Source organism: Methylobacterium trifolii (assembly GCF_022179685.1).
Taxonomy (GTDB): Bacteria; Pseudomonadota; Alphaproteobacteria; order Rhizobiales; family Beijerinckiaceae; genus Methylobacterium; species Methylobacterium trifolii.
The window spans coordinates 14684-36553 of sequence record NZ_BPRB01000010.1 but is presented as its reverse complement, the minus strand read 5'-3'; the positions used below and the strand labels follow the sequence as shown (position 1 = coordinate 36553).

At 72.6% G+C, this 21870-nt stretch carries 18 protein-coding genes; 9 read left to right on the top strand and 9 right to left on the bottom strand.

The window, feature by feature from the left end; genetic code table 11:
* The first annotated feature begins 365 nt into the window (after positions 1–365).
* Positions 366–3107, top strand: a complete 2742-nt coding sequence (locus COGEMETH_RS01055; protein ID WP_238180769.1) for a PAS domain-containing protein — start codon at positions 366–368, stop codon at positions 3105–3107.
* 7 nt (positions 3108–3114) lie between these two features.
* Here COGEMETH_RS01055 and tpiA read toward each other — a convergent pair whose 3' ends face one another.
* A complete protein-coding gene (tpiA, locus tag COGEMETH_RS01050; RefSeq protein ID WP_238180768.1) occupies positions 3115–3876 on the bottom strand; it encodes a triose-phosphate isomerase in 762 nt (253 codons plus the stop codon).
* 184 nt (positions 3877–4060) lie between these two features.
* Between tpiA and COGEMETH_RS01045 the strand changes: the two genes are divergently transcribed.
* From COGEMETH_RS01045 to COGEMETH_RS01015, 7 genes are all read left to right on the top strand, one after another.
* Positions 4061–5962 carry a peptidylprolyl isomerase gene (locus tag COGEMETH_RS01045; RefSeq protein WP_238180767.1) on the top strand — a complete coding sequence of 634 codons (1902 nt, stop codon included), beginning with the start codon at positions 4061–4063 and terminating at the stop codon, positions 5960–5962.
* A gap of 7 nt (positions 5963–5969) precedes the next feature.
* On the top strand, positions 5970–7490 hold the full coding sequence (gene trpE, locus COGEMETH_RS01040) for an anthranilate synthase component I (RefSeq protein WP_238180766.1): 1521 nt from the start codon (positions 5970–5972) through the stop codon (positions 7488–7490).
* A gap of 75 nt (positions 7491–7565) precedes the next feature.
* Complete coding sequence (locus tag COGEMETH_RS01035) at positions 7566–8180, top strand: anthranilate synthase component II (RefSeq protein ID WP_238180765.1); 615 nt, start codon at positions 7566–7568, stop codon at positions 8178–8180.
* Positions 8181–8215: 35 nt separating this feature from the next.
* Positions 8216–9229: an anthranilate phosphoribosyltransferase gene (gene trpD, locus COGEMETH_RS01030; protein ID WP_238180764.1), complete on the top strand. Its 1014-nt coding sequence runs from the start codon at positions 8216–8218 to the stop codon at positions 9227–9229.
* Between the two features lie 8 nt (positions 9230–9237).
* Entirely contained in the window at positions 9238–10107 is an 870-nt protein-coding gene (gene trpC, locus COGEMETH_RS01025; RefSeq protein WP_238180763.1) for an indole-3-glycerol phosphate synthase TrpC, read from the top strand.
* A 4-nt stretch (positions 10108–10111) separates the two neighbouring features.
* On the top strand, positions 10112–10597 hold the full coding sequence (gene moaC / locus COGEMETH_RS01020) for a cyclic pyranopterin monophosphate synthase MoaC (RefSeq protein WP_238180762.1): 486 nt from the start codon (positions 10112–10114) through the stop codon (positions 10595–10597).
* The gene (locus COGEMETH_RS01015; RefSeq protein ID WP_238180761.1) at positions 10594–11823 is read left to right on the top strand and encodes a molybdopterin molybdotransferase MoeA; all 1230 of its coding nucleotides are present in this window, start codon (positions 10594–10596) and stop codon (positions 11821–11823) included. Before moaC ends, COGEMETH_RS01015 begins: the two co-directional genes overlap by 4 nt.
* Before the next feature lie 11 nt (positions 11824–11834).
* Here the strand turns inward: COGEMETH_RS01015 and COGEMETH_RS01010 are convergent, their stop codons facing one another.
* The 3 genes from COGEMETH_RS01010 to COGEMETH_RS01000 all read right to left on the bottom strand — a co-directional run bounded on the left by COGEMETH_RS01010 (position 11835) and on the right by COGEMETH_RS01000 (position 13539).
* Positions 11835–12062, bottom strand: coding sequence for a hypothetical protein (locus tag COGEMETH_RS01010; RefSeq protein WP_238180760.1), 228 nt, complete (start codon positions 12060–12062; stop codon positions 11835–11837).
* On the bottom strand, positions 12059–12718 hold the full coding sequence (locus tag COGEMETH_RS01005) for an acyl-homoserine-lactone synthase (RefSeq protein WP_238180759.1): 660 nt from the start codon (positions 12716–12718) through the stop codon (positions 12059–12061). The genes COGEMETH_RS01010 and COGEMETH_RS01005 overlap by 4 nt, the downstream gene beginning before the upstream one ends.
* An 89-nt stretch (positions 12719–12807) precedes the next feature.
* Positions 12808–13539: a helix-turn-helix transcriptional regulator gene (locus COGEMETH_RS01000; RefSeq protein ID WP_238180758.1), complete on the bottom strand. Its 732-nt coding sequence runs from the start codon at positions 13537–13539 to the stop codon at positions 12808–12810.
* Positions 13540–13875: 336 nt separating this feature from the next.
* Here COGEMETH_RS01000 and COGEMETH_RS00995 point away from each other — a divergent pair, with 336 nt between their 5' ends.
* Entirely contained in the window at positions 13876–14052 is a 177-nt protein-coding gene (locus COGEMETH_RS00995; protein ID WP_238180757.1) for a hypothetical protein, read from the top strand.
* Positions 14053–14160: 108 nt separating this feature from the next.
* Here COGEMETH_RS00995 and COGEMETH_RS00990 read toward each other — a convergent pair whose 3' ends face one another.
* The 5 genes from COGEMETH_RS00990 to asnB all read right to left on the bottom strand — a co-directional run bounded on the left by COGEMETH_RS00990 (position 14161) and on the right by asnB (position 21867).
* Entirely contained in the window at positions 14161–15696 is a 1536-nt protein-coding gene (locus COGEMETH_RS00990) for a heme biosynthesis protein HemY (protein ID WP_238180756.1), read from the bottom strand.
* Positions 15697–15812: 116 nt separating this feature from the next.
* On the bottom strand, positions 15813–18185 hold the full coding sequence (locus COGEMETH_RS00985) for a COG4223 family protein (protein WP_238180755.1): 2373 nt from the start codon (positions 18183–18185) through the stop codon (positions 15813–15815).
* A 140-nt stretch (positions 18186–18325) separates the two neighbouring features.
* Entirely contained in the window at positions 18326–19033 is a 708-nt protein-coding gene (locus COGEMETH_RS00980; RefSeq protein ID WP_238180754.1) for a uroporphyrinogen-III synthase, read from the bottom strand.
* 7 nt (positions 19034–19040) lie between these two features.
* Entirely contained in the window at positions 19041–19919 is an 879-nt protein-coding gene (locus tag COGEMETH_RS00975; RefSeq protein WP_238180753.1) for an aldose 1-epimerase family protein, read from the bottom strand.
* Positions 19920–19935: 16 nt separating this feature from the next.
* Positions 19936–21867 (bottom strand): asparagine synthase (glutamine-hydrolyzing), encoded by a 1932-nt coding sequence (gene asnB, locus COGEMETH_RS00970; protein WP_238180752.1) that lies wholly within the window; start codon positions 21865–21867, stop codon positions 19936–19938.
* Positions 21868–21870: the final 3 nt, after the last annotated feature.

Below are 21870 nucleotides of genomic sequence, written 5' to 3'. Positions count from 1 at the left end.
CCGGCCCGGACGGTCCGGCGGAGGCCTGCATCGCGGCGGGGCGCCAGGCGCCGCCATCCGCACATGCCGCGGGGCCATACACCAGATGCGTCCGCGGGCCAACCGGTTGCCCGGAATCATCACCTTCGCGCCGGAGCGAGGCCGCATCCTGGAGAACGCGCCACGGCGGTCGGACCGATGCGCGCGCAAGCCGATCCGTGTTACGGGCATGCCACATAATCGCGCGCATCAGCGCTCATCGCGCGCTTGTGCCGACGGTGCGGCGGGATGCAGGTTCCGGCATGGATTCGCGACCGCTAAACATCGATGGAAGCCAATCCGGCCCGCCATTGCGGATCGCAGCGGTTGCGGGCAGTGAGAACGCCGTGGAACGATCACCCAGCAGCGTGCCGGGCGCCGGCGGCCGGCAGGCGGCTCTGGCGCGCTACGGCATCCTCGACACCGAGGCCGAAGCCGATTTCGACGCCATCGTGAAGGTGGCGTCCGAAGCCTGCGGCATGCCCGTCTCGCTGATCTCCCTGCTCGATTCCGACCGCCAGTGGTTCAAGGCCGAGACCGGCTTCGGCCGGCGCGAGACGCCGCTCGCCGAGTCGATCTGCGCCCACGCCGTCACGCAGGGCGACGTGTTCGTGATCCCGGACACCACCGCCGACGCCCGGACGGCCGGAAACCCGCTGGTGACGGGCGAGCCCTACGTCCGATTCTATGCCGGCGTGCCGCTGGAGACCGCCGAGGGCGTGGCCCTGGGTACGCTCTGCGTCCTCGACACCAAGCCGAACCGGCTCACGGAGGCGCAGGCCTTCATCCTGCGGACCCTGGCCCGGCAGGTGATGACACTGCTCGAGCTGCGGCGCAGCGCGAGGGACCGCAGCGAGGTCGACCGGCGCAACAAGGCGATCCTGGAGAGCGCGATCGACTACGCCATCATCTCGATGGACCTCTCCGGCCGCGTCACGAGCTGGAACCCCGGCGCCGAGCGCATCCTGGGCTGGAACGAGCCGGAGATCGTCGGGCGGCACGCGCACGTCTTCTTCACCGAGGAGGATACGCAGGCCGGCCTCCCCGAGAAGGAGATGGGCGCCGCCCTCCTGCACGGGCGGGGCACGGACGAGCGCTGGCATCGGCGCAAGGACGGCACCCGGTTCTGGGCCAACGGCGAGATGATGCCGCTGAGGGACGAGGCCGGCAAGCCGGAAGGCTTCATCAAGATCCTGCGCGACCGCACCGAGCAGCGGCTGGCGGCGCAGAGGCAGCACGACGATGCCGAGTTCATGCGCAGCGTGCTCTCCGCCTCGGCCGACTGCATCAAGGTGCTCGACCTCGACGCCAGGCTCACCTTCATGAGCGAAGGCGGGATGCGGGTGATGGAGGTGGACGACTTCGCCGCCATCGAGGGCTGTCCCTGGCCGGACTTCTGGGAGGGACAGGGCAACGCCGACGCCCTCGCCGCCGTCGCGACGGCCAAGGCCGGTGGCACCGGCCATTTCCAGGGTCCGGCGCCCACCATGGCCGGCACCCCGCGCTGGTGGGACGTGCAGGTGACGCCGATCTGCGACGACGAGGGCCGGCCGGCGCGGCTTCTGTCCGTCTCGCGCGACATCACCGTCCAGAAATCCGCCGAACACCTGATCAGCGCGAGCGAGGCGCGCTATCGCGGGATGTTCACGGGCATGCAGGAGGGCTTCTTCACCGGCGAACTCCTGCGCGACGCGGCCGGCGCGGCGACGGATTTCCGTTTCCTGGAGACCAACCCGGCCTTCGTCGCCCAGTCCGGCCTGCCCGCGGACACGGCCGGCAGGACGATGCGGGAGGCGGTCCCGGACATCGCCCAGGATCTGATCGACGCCTACGCCCGCGTGGTCGATACCGGTGTGCCCGAGACCTTCGAGATCGCGGTGCCGTCCCTGGACCGCACCTTCGAGGTGCGGGCCCATAGCGAAGGCGCCCAACGGTTCGCGGCCCTGTTCCTCGACATCAGCCGCCGCAAGCAGGGCGAGGCGCGCCGCGCCGCCATGACCGAACTCGGCGACCGGTTGCGGGACGTTGCCGACCAGACGGAGATCGCCGCCATCGCGGCCGAGATCATGGGCCGCACCCTCGGCCTGTCCCATGCCGGCTACGGCACCGTGGACGCCGAGCGGGAGGCCATCGTGATCGCGCGGGACTGGACCGCGCCGGGCTATGCCAGCATCGCCGGCATGCACCGGTTCCGCGACTACGGCTCGTTCATCGAGGATCTCAAGGCCGGCGAGACGGTCGTCGTCGGCGACGTGATGCGCGATCCGCGCACGATGCACGATCCGGACGCCTGGACCGCCATCGGCGCCCACGCCCTGCTCGACATGCCGATGCTGGAGCACGGCCGCTTCGTCGGGATGTTCTATGCCTTGAAGCCGGTGCCGCACGCTTGGACGGACGACGAGATCGCCTTCCTGCGCTCGGTCACGGACCGGACCCGCGCCGCGATCGCCCGCGCCGAGGCCGAGGAACGGCAGAGGGTGCTCAACCTCGAACTCGGCCACCGCATGAAGAACACCCTGGCGATGGTGCAGTCCATCGCCACGCAGACCATGCGCAACGCCACCGACATGGAGACGGCCAAGGACGTGCTGGCCGGCCGCCTGATCGCGCTGGGCAAGTCCCACGACCTGCTCCTCGGGGGCGCCGTGGGCAGCACGCCCCTGAAGACGCTGATCTACAGCGCCCTGCAGCCGCACCAGGACAGGCCCGACCGCTTCGCGATGCGCGGCCCGGACGTGAACGTGGGCGCCAAGGCCGCCATGTCCCTGGCGCTGATCCTGCACGAACTCGCGACCAACGCGGCTAAGTACGGCGCGCTCTCGACGGCCGGCGGCCGCGTCTCCATCGCCTGGGAAATCACCGAGTGCGCAGCGGATGCCAGGATGACGCTCTGCTGGTCGGAGACCGGCGGGCCGGCGGTCGCGCCGCCGACCCGTACGGGGTTCGGCTCACGCCTGATCGGGCGGGGTCTCGCCGGAAATTTCGGCGGTGAGGTCGACCTCAGCTATCCGGTGACCGGGGCCATCTGCACGATCGGAGCGCCACTGAAGGGGCTTCAAGCCGAGGACGCGCCGGCGGAGCGGTGACTGTGCCTCAAGCGTAAGCGGCGCAGATCCCCAAAAAATCCCCAGCGACGAGGCTGGCGCCGCCGACCAGGGCCCCGTCGACGTTCTCGACCGCCATCAGTTCGCGGGCGTTGCCGGCCTTCACCGAGCCGCCGTACAGGATGCGGATCTTGGCGGCCTCCGGTCCGGCGAGCTTGTCCAGCATCTCGCGCAGGGAGGCGTGGACCTCGGCGATGTCGGCCGGCGTCGGCGTGCGGCCGGAGCCGATCGCCCAGACCGGCTCGTAGGCGATCACGGTGTCGGCGGCGGTCGCCCCCTTCGGCAGGCCGATGGCGAGTTGCGCCCGGACGATGTCGAGCGCCCGGCCCTGCTCGCGCTCCTCGATGGTCTCGCCGACGCAGATGATGCCGCACAGGCCGGCCCGGCGCGCGCCCAACGCCTTGGCGTGCACGCCGTCGTCGGTCTCGTGGTGGTAGGCCCGGCGCTCGGAATGGCCGACGATGACGTAGGTGGCGCCGAGATCGGCCAGCATCTCGGCCGAGATCGAGCCGGTGAAGGCCCCGCTCGGGCGGGCATGCAGGTTCTGGCCACCGATGGCGACGGGAGAGCCGTAGGCCGCGGCCACGCAGGAACCGATCAGGGTGGCGGGCGGGCAGATCAGCACGTCGAGGGACTCGACGAGACCGGGTGCCAGCCCGTCGCGGATCGCCTCCACCGTCTGGAGCGACGACCTGGTGCCGTTCATCTTCCAGTTGCCCGCAACCAGAGGACGCCGCCCGCCGCTCGCCATACCGTTCCTCGCAACCCAATCCGCGCAATATCGACCGCGGCAGGGGCCTACCAGAGCAAGCTTGGGCGCGCAAACGGCGACCCGGCTTTGCCTGCCCGCGCGGATGGTCTATCGCGGGCCGCATCGAACGACGCATCCGCCAGCCGCGAGCCGCGCGCGAGCGGACAGGGCACGCGACGGGACCATGCTTCAGAACATCCGGGACGCGAGCCAGCACTGGCTCGGCAAGATCGTGCTGACGGTGATCTTCACCCTGCTGATCGCGGGCGTAGGCATCTTCGGCGTCGAGGAGTTCTTCCGCGGCGGATCGAGCAACAGCGTGGCCACCGTCGGCAAGACGCAGATCAGCGCCGAGGCCGTGCGCACGGCCTACCAGAACCAGCTCCAGCGCTACCAGACCCAGTTCCGCCGCACCATCACCCCGGACCAGGCGCGGGCGTTGGGCATCGAGCGGCAGGTGATGTCCCAGCTCGTCACCGAGGCGTCCCTCGACCAGAAGACCCGCGACCTCGGCCTCGCCGTGCCGGATACCGCCGTGATCCGCGCGATCCACGAGGAGAAGAGCTTCCAGAACGCGCAAGGCCAGTTCGAGCAGAGCCTGTTCTACCAGACCCTGCAGCGGGCCGGCCTGAACGAGCCGATGTTCGTGCGCGAGCAGCGCTCGGTGATCGCCCGGCTGCAACTGGCCGAGGCGGTCTCGGCCGACCTCCACGTGCCGCAGGCCATGCGCGAGGCGGTCCACCGCTACACCACCGAGCGCCGGGCCGCCTCCTACCTTCTGCTCGCCCCCTCCAGCGCCGGCGAGATCGCCGCGCCGAGCGAGGACGCCCTGAAGAGCTGGTACGAGGCCAACAAGGCCGGCTTCCGGGCGCCGGAATACCGGGGCGTCACCCTCCTGGTGCTCGACCCCGAGGCCCAGGCCAAGCCCGAGGCGGTCAGCGAGGACGAGGTCCGCAAGGCCTACGAGGCGCAGAAGAGCCGCTTCGGCAACCCGGAGCGCCGCACCATCCAGCAGATCGTGTTCCCGGACGAGGCCGCGGCGGAGGCCGCCCGCAAGGCGATCGAGGACGGGACCAAGACCTTCGACACCGTCGCCGCAGAGCGCGGCACCGACGGCAAGGACCTGACCCTCGGCACCCTGACCAAGGCCGAACTGTTCGACCCTGCCGTGGCCGACGCCGCCTTCGCCCTGCCGCGGGACGGCGTGAGCAAGCCCGTCAAGGGTCGCTTCGGCACCGTGCTGCTGCGCGTCACGGCAACCGAGCCGGAGACGGTCAAGCCGCTCTCCGAGGTCGAGCCCGAACTCCGCAAGCAGATCGCGCTGGCGCGTGCCCGCGAGGGCATCGACAAGATCCACGACGCGATCGAGGACCAGCGGGCCGGCGCCAAGCCGCTTTCCGACATCGCCAAGGAGCGCGACCTGCCCCTCGTCGCCGTGGCCGCCGTCGACGCGCAGGGCAAGGACCCGTCCGGGCAGGCGGTCGCCGCCATCCCCGACCGGGACACGACGCTGACGGCCCTGTTCTGGTCCGAGATCGGCGGCGACAACGAGCCGCTCCGGACGAAGGCCGGTGGCTACGTCTGGTACGACGTGTCCCGGATCGACGCCGCCCACGACAAGCCCCTGGACGAGGTCCGCGACGCCGTTAAGGCCGGCTGGACCGCGGCCGAGATTGGCCGCCTCCTCCAGGCCAAGGGCCGGGACCTGGCCGCGCGCCTGGACAAGGGCGAGACGATCGAGGCGCTCGGCACCGAGATCGGCGTGAACCCGCAGAGCGCGGAGGACCTGGCGCGCAACCAGGGCAAGGAGGCCCTGACGCCGGACGTAGTCAACCGCATCTTCGCGACCCAGGTCGGCAAGGCCGGCTCGGCCTCGGCCGGCGAGGGCCGGGCCGTGTTCAAGGTCACGGCCGCGACCATGCCGGCCTACGTGCCGGGCAGCCCGACCGACAAGACGATCGAGGGCAACTTCCGCACGGCGCTGGCCGACGACGTGCTCGGCGAATACATCTCCGAGGTACAGAAGAACGCCGGCGTCAGCATCAACCAGGCCGCCCTGCGGCGCGCCCTCGGCGGCGAGTACTGAGACCGGCATGTCCGAGGCGTCCGACTTCGCCGCGTTCGCGGCCTCCTACGAGGCGGGGCGCCCCGTCCTCCTCGACCTGACGCTGGTCGCGGACCTGGAGACGCCCGTCGCCGCCTTCCTGAAGCTGCGGGCCTGCCATCCGGGGCCGGCCTTCCTGCTCGAATCCGTCGAAGGCGGGGTAGTGCGCGGGCGCTACTCGATGATCGGCCTCGACCCGGACCTGATCTGGCGCTGCCGCGACGGGGCCCCGGCCATCGCCCGCGGCACCGACCTGACCCGGTTCTCCCCGGACGACCGGGCGCCGCTCTCCAGCCTGCGGGCCCTGATCGCGGAGAGCGCCATCTGTGAGGACGGCGGCGCCGAGCTTCCGCCGATGGCCGCCGGCCTGTTCGGCTATCTCGGCTACGACATGGTCCGCGCCATGGAGCGCCTGGCCGAGCCCAACCCCGACCCCTTGGGCGTGCCCGACGCCGTGCTGGTCCGTCCGCGGGTGATGGTGGTGTTCGATTCGGTGCGCGACCTCATCACCGTGGTCTGCCCGGTGCGGCCCACGCCAAGCACCGGCGCGCGGGCCGCCTACGAGGCGGCTCTGGGCCGGCTCGACCGGATCGCGGAGGCCCTCGAAGGCCCGCTGCCGATCGAGGCGCGCATCGACCTGTCGGAGGTGGCCCATCCCGAGCCCGTCTCGAACACCCTGCCCGACGACTATCTCGCGATGGTGGCGCGGGCCAAGGAGTACATCGTCGCCGGCGACGTGTTCCAGGTGGTGCTCTCGCAGCGCTTCGAGGCACCTTTCACGCTGCCGGCCTTCGCCCTCTACCGGTCGCTCCGGCGCACCAACCCGGCCCCGTTCCTGTGCTACCTCGATTTCGAGGAGTTCCAGGTGGTCTGCTCCAGCCCCGAGATCCTGGTTCGGGTGCGCGACGGCACGGTGACGATCCGCCCGATCGCCGGCACGCGGCGGCGCGGCGCCACGCCGGCCGAGGACAAGGCGCTGGCCGAGGAGCTTCTGGCCGATCCGAAGGAGCGCTCCGAGCACCTGATGCTGCTCGACCTCGGCCGCAACGACGTGGGCCGGGTGGCGCGCCTGGGCAGCGTCACGGTGACGGGTTCGTTCTTCCTCGAATACTACAGCCAGGTGATGCACATCGTCTCGAACGTCGAGGGCGAACTCGATCCGCGCCACGACACCCTCGACGCCCTGGCCGCGGGCTTTCCCGCCGGCACCGTCTCGGGCGCGCCGAAGGTGCGGGCGATGGAGATCATCGACGCGTTGGAGCGCGAGAAGCGCGGGCCCTACGGCGGCTGCATCGGCTATTTCGGCGCGCGCGGCGAGATGGACACCTGCATCGTCCTGCGCACGGCCATCGTGAAGGACGGCCGCATGCACGTGCAGGCGGGCGCCGGCATCGTCTACGATTCCGACCCGGCCTCCGAGCAGCAGGAATGCGTCAACAAGGCGCGCGCCCTGTTCCGCGCCGCCGAGGACGCGGTGCGCTTCGCCTCCCAGGCCAAGCGCGGGCAGTAGGGGCCGGCATCGCCTTTCGGTTGACCGGCCTCGCGCGAGCGGCCACACCGCTCCCGCCCGTGCGGGATGGAAGCGATGCCCAACGTCCTCGTCATCGACAACTACGATTCCTTCACCTGGAACCTCGTCCACCTGATCGGCCCCCTCTGCGGATCAATCGACGTGGTGCGCAACGACCAGGTCACGGTGGCGGACATCCGGAACAGGGGGCCGGACGCCCTGGTGCTCTCGCCCGGCCCGTGCACACCGAACGAGGCCGGAATCTGCCTCGACGCGGTGCGCGACCTGAGCGGCGAGATCCCGATCTTCGGTGTCTGCCTGGGGCTCCAGGCGATCGGGCAGGCTTTCGGGGGCGAGGTGGTGCGGGCGCCCGCGCCGATGCACGGCAAGGTCTCGACCATCCGGCACGGGGCCTCGGGCGTGTTCCGCGGCCTCAACGACGCCTTCGAGGCCACGCGCTACCACTCCCTCGTGGTGGATCGCGCCCGGTGCCCGGACAGCCTGAGCGTGACGGCGGAGGCCGACGGCCTGATCATGGGCCTGGAGCACACCGCGTTGCCCGTGCACGGGGTGCAGTTCCACCCGGAGAGCATCCTCTCGCAGCACGGCACGCAGATCCTGCGCAACTTCCTCGGCATCGCGCGGACCTGGAACGCGGCGCGTGACAAGCGCTGCCCCGGCGTGCATTGACGCGATAGCCCCGACACTCCGCCGCCCTTGAGCGAATGGATTCCTTCAAGCCCCATCTCGCCAAGGTGGCCGCCGGGCAGAGCCTCGACCGGGCCGAGGCCCGCGCCGCCTTCGACGACCTGCTCTCGGGCGAGGTCACCCCGGTCCAGGCCGGCGCCTTCCTCATCGCCCTGAAGGTCCGCGGCGAGAGTCGCGAAGAAATCGTCGGCGCCGTCGAGGCGATGCGCGCGCGCATGGTGCGGGTGGAGGCCCCGCCCGGCGCCGTCGACGTGGTCGGCACCGGCGGCGACCATTCGGGCAGCTACAACGTCTCGACGCTGGCCGCCCTCGTCACCGCCGCCTGCGGCGTGCCGGTGGCCAAGCACGGCAACCGGGCCGCCACCTCCCGCTCGGGGGCGGCCGACGTGCTGGCGGCGCTGGGCGTCCGGCTCGGCCTCGACCCGGCAGGGTTGAGCCGCTGCCTCGCGCAGGCCGGCCTGTGCTTCATGTTCGCCCAGACCCACCACGGGGCGATGCGACACGTGGCCGGCGTGCGCTCGGAACTGCCAGTGCGCACCATCTTCAACCTCCTCGGCCCCCTCTCGAACCCGGCCGGCGTCGCCTACCAGGTGCTGGGCGTCTCGCAGGCCACCTGGGCGGAGCCGCTGACGCGGGTGCTCGCCGAACTCGGCAGCCGCAGGGTCTGGTCGGTGCACGGCTCGGACGGGCTCGACGAGATCACCGTCACCGGCCCCACCGCGGTGGTGGCCTTGGACGACGGCCGGGTCTCGGAGTTCTCCATCGACCCGCGGGAGGTCGGCCTGCCCCTGTACGACCCGGAGAGCCTGCGCGGCGGCGATCCCGCGCACAACGCCCGCGCCCTCGGTACGGTTCTGGACGGGGAACGCAACGCCTACCGGGACATCGCGGTTCTCAATGCGGGTGCGGCCCTCGTGGTCGCAGGCGCGGCCGGCACCCTCGCCGAAGGCGTCGCGCGGGCGCAGGATGCGATCGATTCGGGCGCCGCGCGGGCCACCCTCGCGCGTCTCGTCGCGGTCTCGAACGGATAGGAGAGCCGATGTCCTCCGGCATCACGACCGAGTCCGTCGCCGACGCAGCTTTGGCCGAGCGCCCGAGCGTGCTCGCGCGCATCGAGGCCTACAAGCGCCGCGAGATCGCCGAGGCGAAGCTGCGCGTGCCCCTCTCGAAGCTGGAGACGCGGGCAGCCGAGGCCGGTCCCGTGCGTGGCTTTTCCGCGGCGATCCGCGCCCATGTCGGCCAGGGGCGCTCCGCCCTGATCGCCGAGGTGAAGAAGGCCTCGCCCTCCAAGGGCCTGATCCGGGCCGATTTCAACCCGGCGGCGCTGGCCGCCGCTTACGAGGCGGGTGGCGCCACCTGCCTCTCGGTGCTGACCGACGAGCCATCCTTCCAGGGCCGGCCCGAATACCTGACCCAGGCGCGCGGGGCCTGCACCCTGCCGGTGATCCGGAAGGATTTCCTGTTCGAGCCGTACCAGGTCTACGAGGCCCGCGCCTGGGGGGCGGACTGCATCCTGGCGATCATGGCCTGCCTGGACGACGACGAGGCCGCGGCCCTGGTCGAGACGGCCCACGACCTCGGCATGGACGTGCTGGTGGAGGTGCACGACGAGGCCGAACTCGCCCGCGCCATACCCCTGGGCACCGCGCTCATCGGCATCAACAACCGCAACCTCAAGACCTTCGAGGTCTCGTTCGAGACCGCCTTCCGCCTCGGCCCCGGCATCCCCGAGGACCGCATCGCGGTGGCCGAGAGCGGCATCTCCGACCATGCCGACGTGGCACGCCTGGCCAAGCACGGCCTCGACGTGGTGCTCGTCGGCGAGAGCCTGATGCGGCAGGCGGACGTGAAGGCGGCCACGCACCGGCTGATCTTCGGCGACAAGCCGGGCAAGAAGGCGAAGGGCTGACGCGATGGCCGGCCTGACCCATCTCGATGCCGGTGGTGCGGCCAACATGGTCGACGTGACGGACAAAGCCGCCACCAGCCGCAGCGCCAGCGCCGCCGGACAGGTGGTGATGCGGCCGGAGACCCTGGCGCTGATCCGCGAGGGCGACGCCAAGAAGGGCGACGTGATCGGCACCGCGCGGCTCGCCGGCATCATGGCGGCCAAGCGCACCCACGAGCTGATCCCCCTCTGCCATCCCCTGCTGCTGTCGGGCGTGCGCGTCGATTGCGTGGCCGACGACGCCCTGCCCGGCCTGCGCGTCACCGCCACGGTCCGTGTGCAGGGCCCGACCGGCGTGGAGATGGAGGCGCTCACCGCCGTCTCGGTCGCGTGCCTCACCGTCTACGACATGGTGAAGGCGGTCGACCGCGCCATGCGGATCGACGGCATCCGGCTCATCGCCAAGGACGGGGGCCGCTCGGGCTCCTACCTCGCCGAAGACACCGCGTGAGCGGGTTGATCCCGGTCGCCGAGGCGCTGGCGCGCATCCTGGCGAGCGTGCGTGAACCCGTCGAGGCGGAGCCGGTGCCGCTGGCGCTGGCCGCGAACCGGACGCTCGCCGCCCCCGTGACGGCGCGGCGCACCCAGCCCCCCTTCCCGGCTTCCGCCATGGACGGCTACGCCGTGCGCAGCGCCGACGTGGGCGCGGCGGGCGCGGCCCTGCGGCTGATCGGCACGAGCGCGGCCGGACACGGATTCTCAAGGTCCCTCGGGCCCGGCGAGACCGTGCGGATCTTCACCGGCGCCCCCGTGCCCGAGGGCGCCGACGCCATCCTGATCCAGGAGGATGCGGAGGCCGAGGGCGAACGGATCATGGCGCGCGAGCCGGTGGCCGCGGGCCGGTTCATCCGCCGCGCCGGCCTCGACTTCGCGGAAGGCGACGTGCTGCTGCAAGCCGGCATGAGCCTCGACGCGCGCCGCCTCGCCCTGGCGGCGGCCGCCGGCCATCCGAGCCTGAGCGTCCGCAGACGGCCCCGCGTCGCGATCCTGGCCACCGGCGACGAGCTGGTGGCGCCGGGCGAGGCGCCGGCCTGGGACCAGATCGTCGCCTCGAACAGCCTCGCTTTAGCCGCCCTCGTGGACGCGGCCGGCGGCGAGGCCCTGGACCTCGGCATCGCCGCCGACGACCACGCCGCCCTGGAGGACGCCTTCCGCCGGGCCCGAGCGGCGAAAGCCGACCTCCTCGTCACCCTGGGGGGGGCCTCGGTCGGCGACCACGACCTCGTCCAGGCGGCGCTCGCCCGCGAAGGGCTGGAACTCGGCTTCTGGCGGGTGGCCCTGCGGCCGGGCAAGCCCCTGATGCACGGGCGCCTGGGCGGGATGCTGGTGATCGGGCTTCCCGGCAACCCGGTCTCATCGATCGTCTGCGGCCTGCTCTTCGTCGTGCCGGCGATCCGGGCGCTGCTCGGCGATCCGGATGCCGGCGCCGACCGGAGCGAGCCGGCGACGCTCGGCCGCGACCTCCCGGCCAACGACGGGCGCGCCGACTACATGCGCGCCGCCCTCGACACCGCCCCCGACCGCCTGCCGGTGGCGAGCCCGGAATCGCGCCAGGATTCTTCGATGCTCGCCGTGCTCGGCCGCTCGGAGGCCCTGCTGATCCGGGCGCCCCACGCGCCGGCCGCCCGCGCGGGCGATCCCTGCCGCATCATCCGCCTCGACCGAAGGCTGGTCTGACGGATGCGGATTCAGTGCGGGATCGTGCCGGCTCTCGGAGCCGACATCATGTCGGCGGCCAGCGCACGGCCGATCTCCAGCACCAGGGGCCTGAGGGACGCCAGCAGGTCGGCATCGCCCAACTCCTCGGCCGCGCGCCACAGGCCGATCGCGTGCCGGCCGAGCCGGACGGCGGGGAGCTCGTGCGCCTCGTCGTCGTCCGTGTCGACCGGGGCCGCGAGGAGGGTGGACGCGCTCATGCCCGCAGCCTGATCTCGATATCGAGGCCGGGGCCGGCGTCGACCTCCACCCGCTCGATGGGCGAGCGCCCGAGCCCGAAGAACCGGCGCGAGGTCTCCACCGTCTCGGGCTTGAGGCGCGCGAACACCGCGACGATCGAATGGCCGAGATACTTGGTCGGCAGGCCGAGGGGCTCCACGTCCCAGCCGCAGGACATCAGCCGGTTGACGAGGATCGGGTGCGTCTGCGCGAGCAGCCCGTCCCATCCGCGCTCGCGCGCGACTTCCGCCGCCGCCGTGAAGATCTCCGCGGTCGCCGGGTCGATGATGCCGGCGCGGCCCTCGCGGCGCGACGGCAGCGTGCCGCAGCGCGTCCACTCGTAGACGCGCGGACCGCGCGGGGCCGGGCCGTTCTGTGCGAGATGGGGGTAGACGTCGGTGAGAAGGTGCGGTTTCGTCGTCGGCAGAAGCCGCGTGTAGGCCGTGACCTCGCCGCCATCCATGCGCACGAGGTGGACGCAGCCGGCCCCGTCGAACTGGTCGATCTCGCGGCCGTCCGCCTTTCGGCACTCTTCCCACTTCAACCGTTCGACGAACAGTTTGTGCCGGAAAAGGTAGACCTTCTCCATCACCGCGCCGTGTTCGGCGATATTCGAATCGTCGACGACGAATACCATGCACCACCCCCATTGCTTTGGGGGAGTGATGCCGGCTCGGACCGCGTCGCGAACCTCGTAAAATTACGAGGTCAGACGGCGGGCCGCCGCTATGCTATGATGCCGAACCGGATCGCCTCGGCCACGCATTGGACGCGATTGACCGCGTCGAGCTTTCGGGCCGCGTTCTTCAGGTGGAACTCGATCGTGCGCTGGGACGTGCTGAGGATTTCCGACGCCTCCCAGCTCGTCTTGCCGGCGGCCGTCCACTTCAGGCACTCGACTTCGCGGGCGCTGAGCTTCGGGCTCTTGCGGGCAGGCGCGTTGCCGGCTTCCCGGATCAGCGTCTCCGCCCTCTGGTAGGCGTACATGGATACGAGGTGCAGGGCGGCCTTGGCCGCCTCCGACAGGTCGAGGTGCTTGGCGCCGAAGCTGACGCCGCCACCCAGCCCGTTCATGTGGTGGATCGGCACGCAGAAGCCCTGCGTGAGGCTGAACTCGGTCGCCTCGTTCATCACGCGGGCGGACGCCGTGTCGTCGGCGCTATAGGGCGCCTCGCTCCAGAGGAAGGGTTCGGTCGTCCGCTTGACCTGATGCGCGACGGGATCGATGCGCAGGTAGTCACGCTCGAAGTAGCGCTTGCGCCAGCCTTCGGGCCAGGACGGAACCATGGCGCAGTTCTGAGTCGAGATCTCTTCTTCCGATGGCAGGTTGGTGATAATGAAGGCGTCGTAGCCGAACACGCCGCCCGCCGCCCGCATCTCCTGCAGGATATCGGAAATCCGCGTCGCCCGACGCAGATTGTTGACGATCTCGAATGCGATTACCGAGTCCTGAGACACCGCGACATCCGACAACTTGCATCCAGCCGCCGCATCCGGCCCGCGATTTCACCGGGGCACGGCAAAACTGGACGTCGCATGTGAGGCTGCGCGAAAACGTAGCAACCTTAGATTCAAGCGGAATGGCAAATTTAAGACACAGACGCCGTCTCTAGAGTTGCCGCGCCCTTCGTGCACGGCGACCGTGGAGAAATACGCGTGTCCGATCCCAATTCATCGTCTCGACCGTCGGACAGCGTCCACGAGCCGCCGACCCCGCAAGCGGACCACGACGGGCCGGACGGGCCGGGATCGGCCCCGGAGCAGGCCGCCTTCTACCTGCGCTCGATCGCGGACATGTTGCAGGTCCCCCTCGCGACCTTCTTCGAACCCGGCTCCACCGTCGACCGGCAGCGCAGTCCGGACTCCCTTGAGCTGATCCGTCTCTTCGGCAGCATCCGCGACCCCGGGCTCCGCCGACGCATCCTGACGCTGGTGCAGGAAGCCGCATCGCGCGACGATTCCGCGGAATGAGGCGTTCGTTCCGGCAAGGCCATACCCGGCGATAGGGCTCCGCACCGGGCGGCAGGCCCGGCGGACGTGACGCCGGCCGCCGGCCGCCGGCCGCCCGGTTTCCGAGCCTCAGCCGAACCGGCGTGCCTTGGCCTCGGCGTCCTCGGGCGTGGCGCCGGGATCGGCGGCTTGCGGCACCGGCAGCACGACGGGGATCGGCGATCCCATCGCCATCGGCCCGACCGTCGCCGGGGCCACCTCGACCGGGGGCGAAGCCGGTTCCGGCTTGCCGGGCGGCGGCAGGGGCGCGACCGGTGCGGGCTCGGACCGGTGCGCCACGTCGGCGGCCTCGGGGTCGTGCGCATCGGACGGGCCGGCGAGTGTGTTGGGCGGCTCCCGCCACTCGAAGGCATCGAGGCGTCCGGAGACCGGGGAGACCGGGGCCCAGGTCTGCGAGGCGATGCCGTCCGCGATCCAGATGGGATCGCGCGGCGCATGGGCGGCGCGGGACAGCCATTCGCGGGCCCGTCCCGATCCGGCACCGTGCTCGGCCTCCTCAATCCGCGCCATCATCAGGCAGACGCGCACGGTCGGCCGGTCGGCGAGGAGCGGCGCCAGCGTTTCCCGCGCACGGTCGAATTCGCGCGCATCGAAGGCGGCCTGCGCGACGGCGAGGCGGGACTCCCCATCCCACGAGGAGAGCTTGGCCAGCGTCTCCGCCCGCGAGAGCCTGTCGCGCACGGAATCACCCATGCGCAGGCCGAGATAGACCTTGGCGAGGTCGGGATGGGGGTTGGCCTTCCAGGCGGCCTCGACGATCCGGGCCGCCTTCCTGAGATCGCCCCGGCGGGCGAGGAGCCGGCCGGCGATGCAGGCGGCGGGGACGAGCTCAGGGGCGAGCTTGACGGCCTTGAGCGCCCGCTCGGCGGCGGCCTCCGGCTCGCCGGCCTCCCGCGTCTGCGCCGCCGCGGTGAGCAGGACGGCGCGCTGGCGGCGGGCGGCGGACTTGTCGATGAGGCCGAGGGTGCTGCGGCGCTCCACGATCTCCAGGGCCCCACCCCAATCGCCGTCCGCGCATTGGGCTTCGAGCACGGCCTCGTTGGCCCAGGTCACGCTGGGGGCGAGGCGCGCGGCCTCGCTGGCGTATTCGCGTGCGGCGAACTCGTCCTCGCGGCGCCGGGCTTCCACGAACAGGCCGCGCAGGCCGAGCACCCGGGTCTCGGGGTCGTCGACCATGCGCTGAAAGGCGTTCTCGGCCGCCTGGCGGTCGCCGGAGATCTGGGCCGCCTGCGCCTTGAGCAGAAGCGTCAACGGCTCCGCCCCGAGCAGCCGCTCGGCGTCTCCCGCGTGCCGGCGGGCCGCCAGCGGATCGCCGGACCCCACCGCGACCATGCCGCGGGACAGGGCCGTGAAGCCCTTCGCCCGCCGCCGTTCCTTCGAGCCGCGCACCAGGATCTCGGGCAGTTCGATGACGCCGCGGACCACCGCCCAGATCAGGCCGATCACGATCGCGGCGATGAACACGCCGACGAGCGCGATGGCGAGGCTGGTGGCGACCTCGTAGCCGTTCCAGACGATCGTGACGGTGCCGGGCCTGTCGGCGATCCAGACCGCCCCGAAGGCGGCCACAGCGAGCAGGGCCAGGAATGCGAGGGCGCGCCACATGGGTTCAGATACTCCTCACGGCCGCAGGACGACGGGCGTCGCGACGAGGGAACGGGATGAGGGCGCGGGGCGCCCCCGTGAGGTCGGCGCCGCGTCCGTTCGGGCGGGCCATGGGGCTAGCGGCCGGCAGCGGGCGCGGACGGCCCGGCGGGCAGACCCTTGAAGGCGTCCGACAGCAGAGCCTGCGAGGCCTGCGCCGCGGCGGCCCGTGCCTTCAGCCGCGCTCCGAAATCCTTGGCCTCGGCCTTGGCTTCGGCCGGCAGGGTCTCGAAGGCTTGCGCGGCCTCCTGGAGCGCCCCGCGGTCGAGGGCCGCCTGGACCTTGGCCACCGGGTCGCCCTCCGTGCCGGCGTCTGATGCCGCCGGGGAATCGACCTTGCGCACCTGCACGATCGAATCGGCCATGCTCAGGAGCCGGCTCTTGATGTCGCCGGTGGACGCGACCTCACGGGCCTGGGCCGCCTTGCGGCTCGCCGCGACCCGCTCCGCGATGGAGCGGAACTCCGCGGCCAGTTGGGCCGGGATCGGCGCACCCTGGTCGGCGAACGGCGCCAGGGCGTCGACCCGGCTCGAATCCCCCGTCTCCATCTTGCGCAGGCTCGCCAGCGGCTCGGCATAGGGGGCGCCGGAGGACAGGGCCGCCGCGATCCGATCGGCCGTCACGACGCGGAGCGCCGCCTGCACCGTGCTCGCCTCGGCGCGCTGAGAGAGCGACTTGTCGAGGGCCGCGATCTTCTCGCCCTGCTCCTGAAGCCGGCGTTCGACGGCCTTGGCGGTCTCCGTCGCCTGGGCCTTGCCCGCATCCACCGCCTGCTGGCTCGCCTGGGTCGCGCTCTGCACCGCCTCGGTCGCCGCCTTGACGCGGGTGTCGAGGGCCTGCTGCAGGGCATCGAGCCGCCGGGCGAGCGCCGTGTCGGCGTCGGCATTCGCCTTGGCGCGGGATTCAACCTCGCCCTGGAGGGCCACGAGCTTGGGGCCGAGGTCGGGCTGGTTCGGCGCCCTGGCCGCGCCGTCTCCCTTGCCATCCCCCTTGCCATCCGCCTTGCCTTCGAGGGCCTTCAGGCGCTCGTCGATCGCGGCCAACGGGCCGGTCCCAGCCTGCGCCGCGGACAGCTTCGCATCACCCGACTGGTCGCGGCCGGGCTCCTCCTGGAGGGCCGAGACGCGCTGGTCGAGGCTGTCCAGCCGGGCGATCAGGTCGGCGGGTACGCCCGGCGCGGATGCAACAGGCGCCTGCGCGTCGCCGGGATTGCCCGCTGCAGCCGGCGCACCGGCGGCGGCGCCCGCCCGCTCCAGCGCTTGCTTGGCGGCAGTCTCGGCGTTCTTGACCGCGTCCGGCAAGGGCTTGAGTGCCGCCTCGTTCGAGGCGACCCGCTTGTCGAGGGCGCTCACGGCGTCGCGCGGCGCCAGTGCCGCGATGCGCTGGTCGAGGGTGGAGAACTGGCCCGACACCCGCTGGTCGAGGGCGGTCAGCCGCGCGTCGTCGCGCTGGCCGAGCACGCCAGCCTTCTCGACGGCCAGCAGCAGCCCGGCGCCGATGACGCCGCCGAGGAGGCCGGCCGCGGCGATCCGGCCGAAGCCCGAGCCCCCCGCCGACGACTCGGCCGGCGGCGCGGCGCGTGGCGCCGGGCTCGGCGCGCTCGCCCTTGCAGCATCGGGCTTTGCCGGATCGGGCTTGGCCGGATCGGGCTTGGCGGCGCCGGGGGGCGAAGCCTTGGCGGCAGCGGCCGGATCGGGGACGCGCTTGGCCGTCAGGTCGATGATCGGGCCATCGGTGATGCCGCCCGCGGGCTTCGGCGCACCGCCGGGCACGGGACCGATGCCACCCGGCCTGGGGGCCTCGGCCTTCGGCGGCTCGGACTTGGACGGCTCGGGCTTGGACGGCTCGGACTTGGCGGCTTCGACCTTGCCGGCCTCGGGCTTGAGCCCGTCCGCCTTGCCGGGCTCGGGCTTCGTGGGGTCGGACTTGAGCGCGTCGGGCTTGAGCCCGTCCTTGCCGGGCTCCGGCCGCTGCGGCTGCGAACCGGTTGCCGCGGGCTTCGTCAGATCGGGCTTGGCGGCATCGGTCGCAGGCGAGGCGGGCTTGGCCCCTTGGGCGGGAAAGACGGCCGATCGGGCCGGCTCGGTGCCGGGGGTGGACGGGCCGGCAGGGCCGGACTTCGCCGGCTCGGGCGCGGAAGCGAGGGGGCGGGGCTGCGATGAGGGCGCACCTGCCGGGCCGGCGCCGGGCGAACCCTGGCCCGGAGCGGGTCGGTTCTGCGGGCTCTGGTTCGACGGGCTCGGGGGCACGGCGGGCTTGACCGGCTCGAATGGCTTGGCCGGTTCGGCGCGTGCGGGCTCGGGCTTCGATGCGTCAGTGCTCGGCACGACGGGCTTGGCCGCCTGGGACGGCGCCGTGGGAGCGCCGGGCTTTCCGGGCTCGGGGGCTCCCTTGCCCGGCGTCGGCGTGCCGGGGTTCGGGCGGTTGGCGTCGTTGGAAGGTGGCTTCACGGCCCTTGTTCTCCAGTCTCGACGTCCGGGACGCGCACCCGGCGTTCGGTGCGCGGCGGCCCTCAGGCCCTCCCATCGCGTCCTCCTATCACCGGCAAGCCGCCCGGCGCGAGAGCCGGAGCGACAGTCGGATGACGGCGTCAGCGCAGGGCCGCCAGGAGTTCGTCCTCGCGGGGCCGCGTCGCGACGAAATGGACCGGAACCCCCGCCGCTTCCAGGGGTCCGGCCACGTCGTCCGACAGGCAGTAATGCCTGAGCGCGCCGAAAGCTCCGCCGTACCCCGCCGTCTCGGCGCATTCGAGGGCGACCGACGCGCTGCGGCGGGAGTAATGCAGGGCCGCGTCGAGCCCGTCCGCAGCGAAGGCGGCGCAGACCGAGTCGGGCAAAGCGGGCACGGCCTCGGCCGCGTAGGCCACGAGGGCGGTGAGTGCGTAGCCGGCCTCCGCGAGCGAAGCGGCGGGCTCGGCCTTGCGGTCGGCGCCTGCCACGTGGAGCAGGTGCGCGCCCGGCGCGAGCGTTTCGCGGACCAGGGCGGCCAGGGCGCGGGCATCGCCGCCGGCCTCCGTCACCGGCCCGAGGCGCGCCTGAAGCGCCAGCCCCGCGGTACGGCCGCCGACAGCGAAGACCGGCAGCCCGCGCAGGCTGTCGACCTCCGTGGTCGCCGCCAGGGCCGCGACGGCGTTGGCGCTGGTGAGCAGCACCGCGTCGAACCGCATCCCGGCCGGCAGCGGCGCGCCGGTCGGGCGCACCACGAGCACGGGGGCGAGCAGCGGCCGGTGGCCGGCGGCGGCGAGCCGCTCGCCCGTGCGGGTGGCGCCGGGCTCCGGGCGCGGGACCCAGATCCGCATGGTCCCCTCAGACCTCCAGGCTCAGCCGGACCCCGTGGCGCGCCTCGGCACCGGGAGCCAGGGCGCGCTGCGAATCGCGCGCGGTGAGGTCACCCGAAAAATCCGCCCAGTCGGCGTAGCCCGTCCAGCATTCCAGCGAGAGGAACGGCGCGGTCGGCCTGGTCCAGACCGCCAGATGGGGGAAATCGTCCAGCTCCATCAGGATGCCGCTGTCGCCGGGGCCGGAGAATCGCAGCCAGCGGCTCCGGGCATCCCGGAACACCAGGGCTTCCGTGAACATCGCCGGGTCGAGGGGCAGGCGCGTGCCCGCAAGCGGGATCGGCCGCTCCTCGCGCAGGAGCAGCCCGCCCGGCCCCACCTCCGGCGCGAAGGCCCGCTCGGGCCGTTCGAACTGGACTTCGTAGCCGCCGGCCGCCGCCCGCTTGCCCCCGGCGAAGGGCCAGGGAAAGGCCGGGTGGAAGCCGAGGGCGTAGGGCATCGGCGTCTCGCCCGGATTGCGCACCACGACCTCGAAATCGAGGCCCGCCGTGCGGACGCGGGCGGTGACGTCGAGCTGGAAGGCGAAGGGGTAATGCGCCCGCGTCTCAGGCCCGTCCGCCAGCCGCAGGGTCACGGAGTCGTCCTCGCGCGCGACCACCGAGAACGGCAGGTCGCGGGCGAAACCGTGCTGGGCCATCGGGTAGTCCCGCCCCTCGACGCGCACCACGCCGCCGGCCGAGGCGCCGACCACGGGGAAGAGCCAGGGGGCGTGCCGGTTCCAGTGCGCAGGATCGCCGTTCCAGAGGTATTCCCGGCCGCCGACCCGCCAGGAGACCGGCTCGGCCCCGTTGAGGGCGATGCCGGCCGCGGTGCCGTCGACGCTCACCAGTTCGATCGTCCCGTCCATGCGCGTTCGCTCTCCGTCACGGCCTCTGCGCGAGGCGCCAGGCCTCGAAGGTCAGGAGCGGCCAGAGCCCGACCGCATGGTTGTGGCTGCCAGCCAGGTGCTCGTCGAGCATGGTGTGCACCCGGGCGCGATCGAGGAAGCCGCCGCCGGCATCGCGGCCCATCAGAATGTCGCGGGCGTAGCCGCGCAAGGGTCCGCGCAGCCATGACGCGAGGGGCGGCGCGAAGCCCTGCTTGCGCCGCTCGAACAGGGCCGGCGGCACGTGCCGGGCCAGGACCGCGCGGAGCGGCCATTTCGGGCGGCCCTCCCGCGTCAGGATCGTCTCCGGCAGGCTCCAGGCGAAAGCGACGACGGCCCGGTCGAGGAGCGGCACCCGCGCCTCCAGCCCCACCGCCATGCTGGCCCGGTCCACCTTGGCGAGCACGTCGTCCGGGAGGTAGGCGAGGCTGTCGAGCCGGCGCATCCGCGCGTCCAAAGGCAGGCCGCCGAGAGGACCGTCGCCGGGATCGTCCATGGGCGTGGGCAGCCCCGGCGCGCCGCGGGTCAGGGCCTGCGCCGCCGGGTTCAGGGTCAGGAGCCGCCGGTAGAGGTCGAAGCCGGTGCCGGGCAGCTGCGCGCCGGCCTTGCGCAGGCGATCCATCGCGTCCGGGCCGCCCCAGGGCTCAGGCAGGGCGCCGGCGAGGAGCGCGGCCGCGCGGTCCGGCAGGTGCCGGACCGCGCCTGCGGCCAGCACCCGCAAGGGCCGCGGGACGGGCTCGATCCGGCCGGCGAAGCGGCGGGCCAGCCGGTAGCGGTCGTAGCCCGAGAACAGCTCGTCCCCCCCGTCGCCGGAGAGCGCGACCGTGATGCCGGCCCGGCGCACGGCCGCGCAGAGGAGGTGCGTCGGCAGGCCGGAGGGGTCGGCCAGCGGCTCGTCGAAGATGCCCGGCAGGTGTTCGACCAGGGCCAGGGCCTCGGCCTCGCCGATCGGGATGGTGGTGTGGTCGGTGCCGAGATGCCGGGCGATGGCCGCCGCGTGCGGGCTCTCGTCGAAGCGCGGGTCCTCGATGAAGCCGGCGGCGAAGGTGCGGGGCTTGGGCCCCGCCTCCGCCATCAGCGCCGCGATGGTCGAGGAATCGATGCCGCCCGACAGGAGGGCGCCCAGCGGCACGTCGCTCATCAGCTGGCGCCGCACCGCCGCCGACAGGAGCGTTTCGAGCCGGTCGGCCGCCTCCTCCGGCGATCCGTCGAACGGGTGCGCGCGGCCCTGCGCGATCACCGCGTCGAGGCTCCAATAGGGCTCGATGCGCGGCGTCTCGCCCGGCCGCCAGGACAGGAGGCGGCCGGCCTCCAGCTTGCGGATGCCGGCATAGATCGAGCCGGGCGCCGGCACGTAGCCGTGGCGCAGCAGGCTCGACACGGCGGCGGGGTCGATCTCCGCTGCCGGTCCGGGGCAGGCGGTGAGCGCGCCGAGTTGCGAGCCGAACAGCAGCCGGCCCTCAACGGCCCGGTAATAGAGGGGCTTCACGCCCATCCGGTCGCGGGCGAGCCAGAGGCGCGCCTCCGCCCGGTCCCAGGCTGCGAAGGCGAAGATGCCCTCGACCCGATCCAGTGCCGCGGCCACGCCGTGGCGGGTGATCAGCTCGACCAGCACCTCCGTGTCCGAGGTGCCGCGGAACGCGTGGCCGGCGGCCTCGAGCGCGGGCCGGCGCTCGGGCGCGTCGTAGAGTTCGCCGTTGTAGGTGACGATCCAGCGCCCGTCGGCCGAGGTCATCGGTTGCGCGCCCGACGGGCTCGGATCGACGATGGCGAGCCGGCGATGGCCCAGGGCCACGCCGCGCTCCGGGTCGCACCAGACGCCCCGCCCGTCCGGCCCGCGCCGCGCGAGGGCGTCGGTCATCGCGTCGGCGGCCTGCCGCAGGGCGTCCGTGGAGAGGCGGGGGTCGATCAGGCCGGCGATGCCGCACATCGG

Excerpts from the sequence above, each read along its gene's own strand:
- tpiA (WP_238180768.1), bottom strand. The coding sequence starts at position 3,876 with ATGGCGAGCGGCGGGCGGCGTCCTCTGGTTGCGGGCAACTGGAAGATG.
- COGEMETH_RS01045 (WP_238180767.1), top strand. The coding sequence starts at position 4,061 with ATGCTTCAGAACATCCGGGACGCGAGCCAGCACTGGCTCGGCAAGATC.
- trpE (WP_238180766.1), top strand. The coding sequence starts at position 5,970 with ATGTCCGAGGCGTCCGACTTCGCCGCGTTCGCGGCCTCCTACGAGGCG.
- COGEMETH_RS01035 (WP_238180765.1), top strand. The coding sequence starts at position 7,566 with ATGCCCAACGTCCTCGTCATCGACAACTACGATTCCTTCACCTGGAAC.
- trpD (WP_238180764.1), top strand. The coding sequence starts at position 8,216 with ATGGATTCCTTCAAGCCCCATCTCGCCAAGGTGGCCGCCGGGCAGAGC.
- trpC (WP_238180763.1), top strand. The coding sequence starts at position 9,238 with ATGTCCTCCGGCATCACGACCGAGTCCGTCGCCGACGCAGCTTTGGCC.
- moaC (WP_238180762.1), top strand. The coding sequence starts at position 10,112 with ATGGCCGGCCTGACCCATCTCGATGCCGGTGGTGCGGCCAACATGGTC.
- COGEMETH_RS01010 (WP_238180760.1), bottom strand. The coding sequence starts at position 12,062 with ATGAGCGCGTCCACCCTCCTCGCGGCCCCGGTCGACACGGACGACGAC.
- COGEMETH_RS01005 (WP_238180759.1), bottom strand. The coding sequence starts at position 12,718 with ATGGTATTCGTCGTCGACGATTCGAATATCGCCGAACACGGCGCGGTG.
- COGEMETH_RS00995 (WP_238180757.1), top strand. The coding sequence starts at position 13,876 with ATGTTGCAGGTCCCCCTCGCGACCTTCTTCGAACCCGGCTCCACCGTC.
- COGEMETH_RS00990 (WP_238180756.1), bottom strand. The coding sequence starts at position 15,696 with ATGTGGCGCGCCCTCGCATTCCTGGCCCTGCTCGCTGTGGCCGCCTTC.
- COGEMETH_RS00980 (WP_238180754.1), bottom strand. The coding sequence starts at position 19,033 with ATGCGGATCTGGGTCCCGCGCCCGGAGCCCGGCGCCACCCGCACGGGC.
- COGEMETH_RS00975 (WP_238180753.1), bottom strand. The coding sequence starts at position 19,919 with ATGGACGGGACGATCGAACTGGTGAGCGTCGACGGCACCGCGGCCGGC.
- asnB (WP_238180752.1), bottom strand. The coding sequence starts at position 21,867 with ATGTGCGGCATCGCCGGCCTGATCGACCCCCGCCTCTCCACGGACGCC.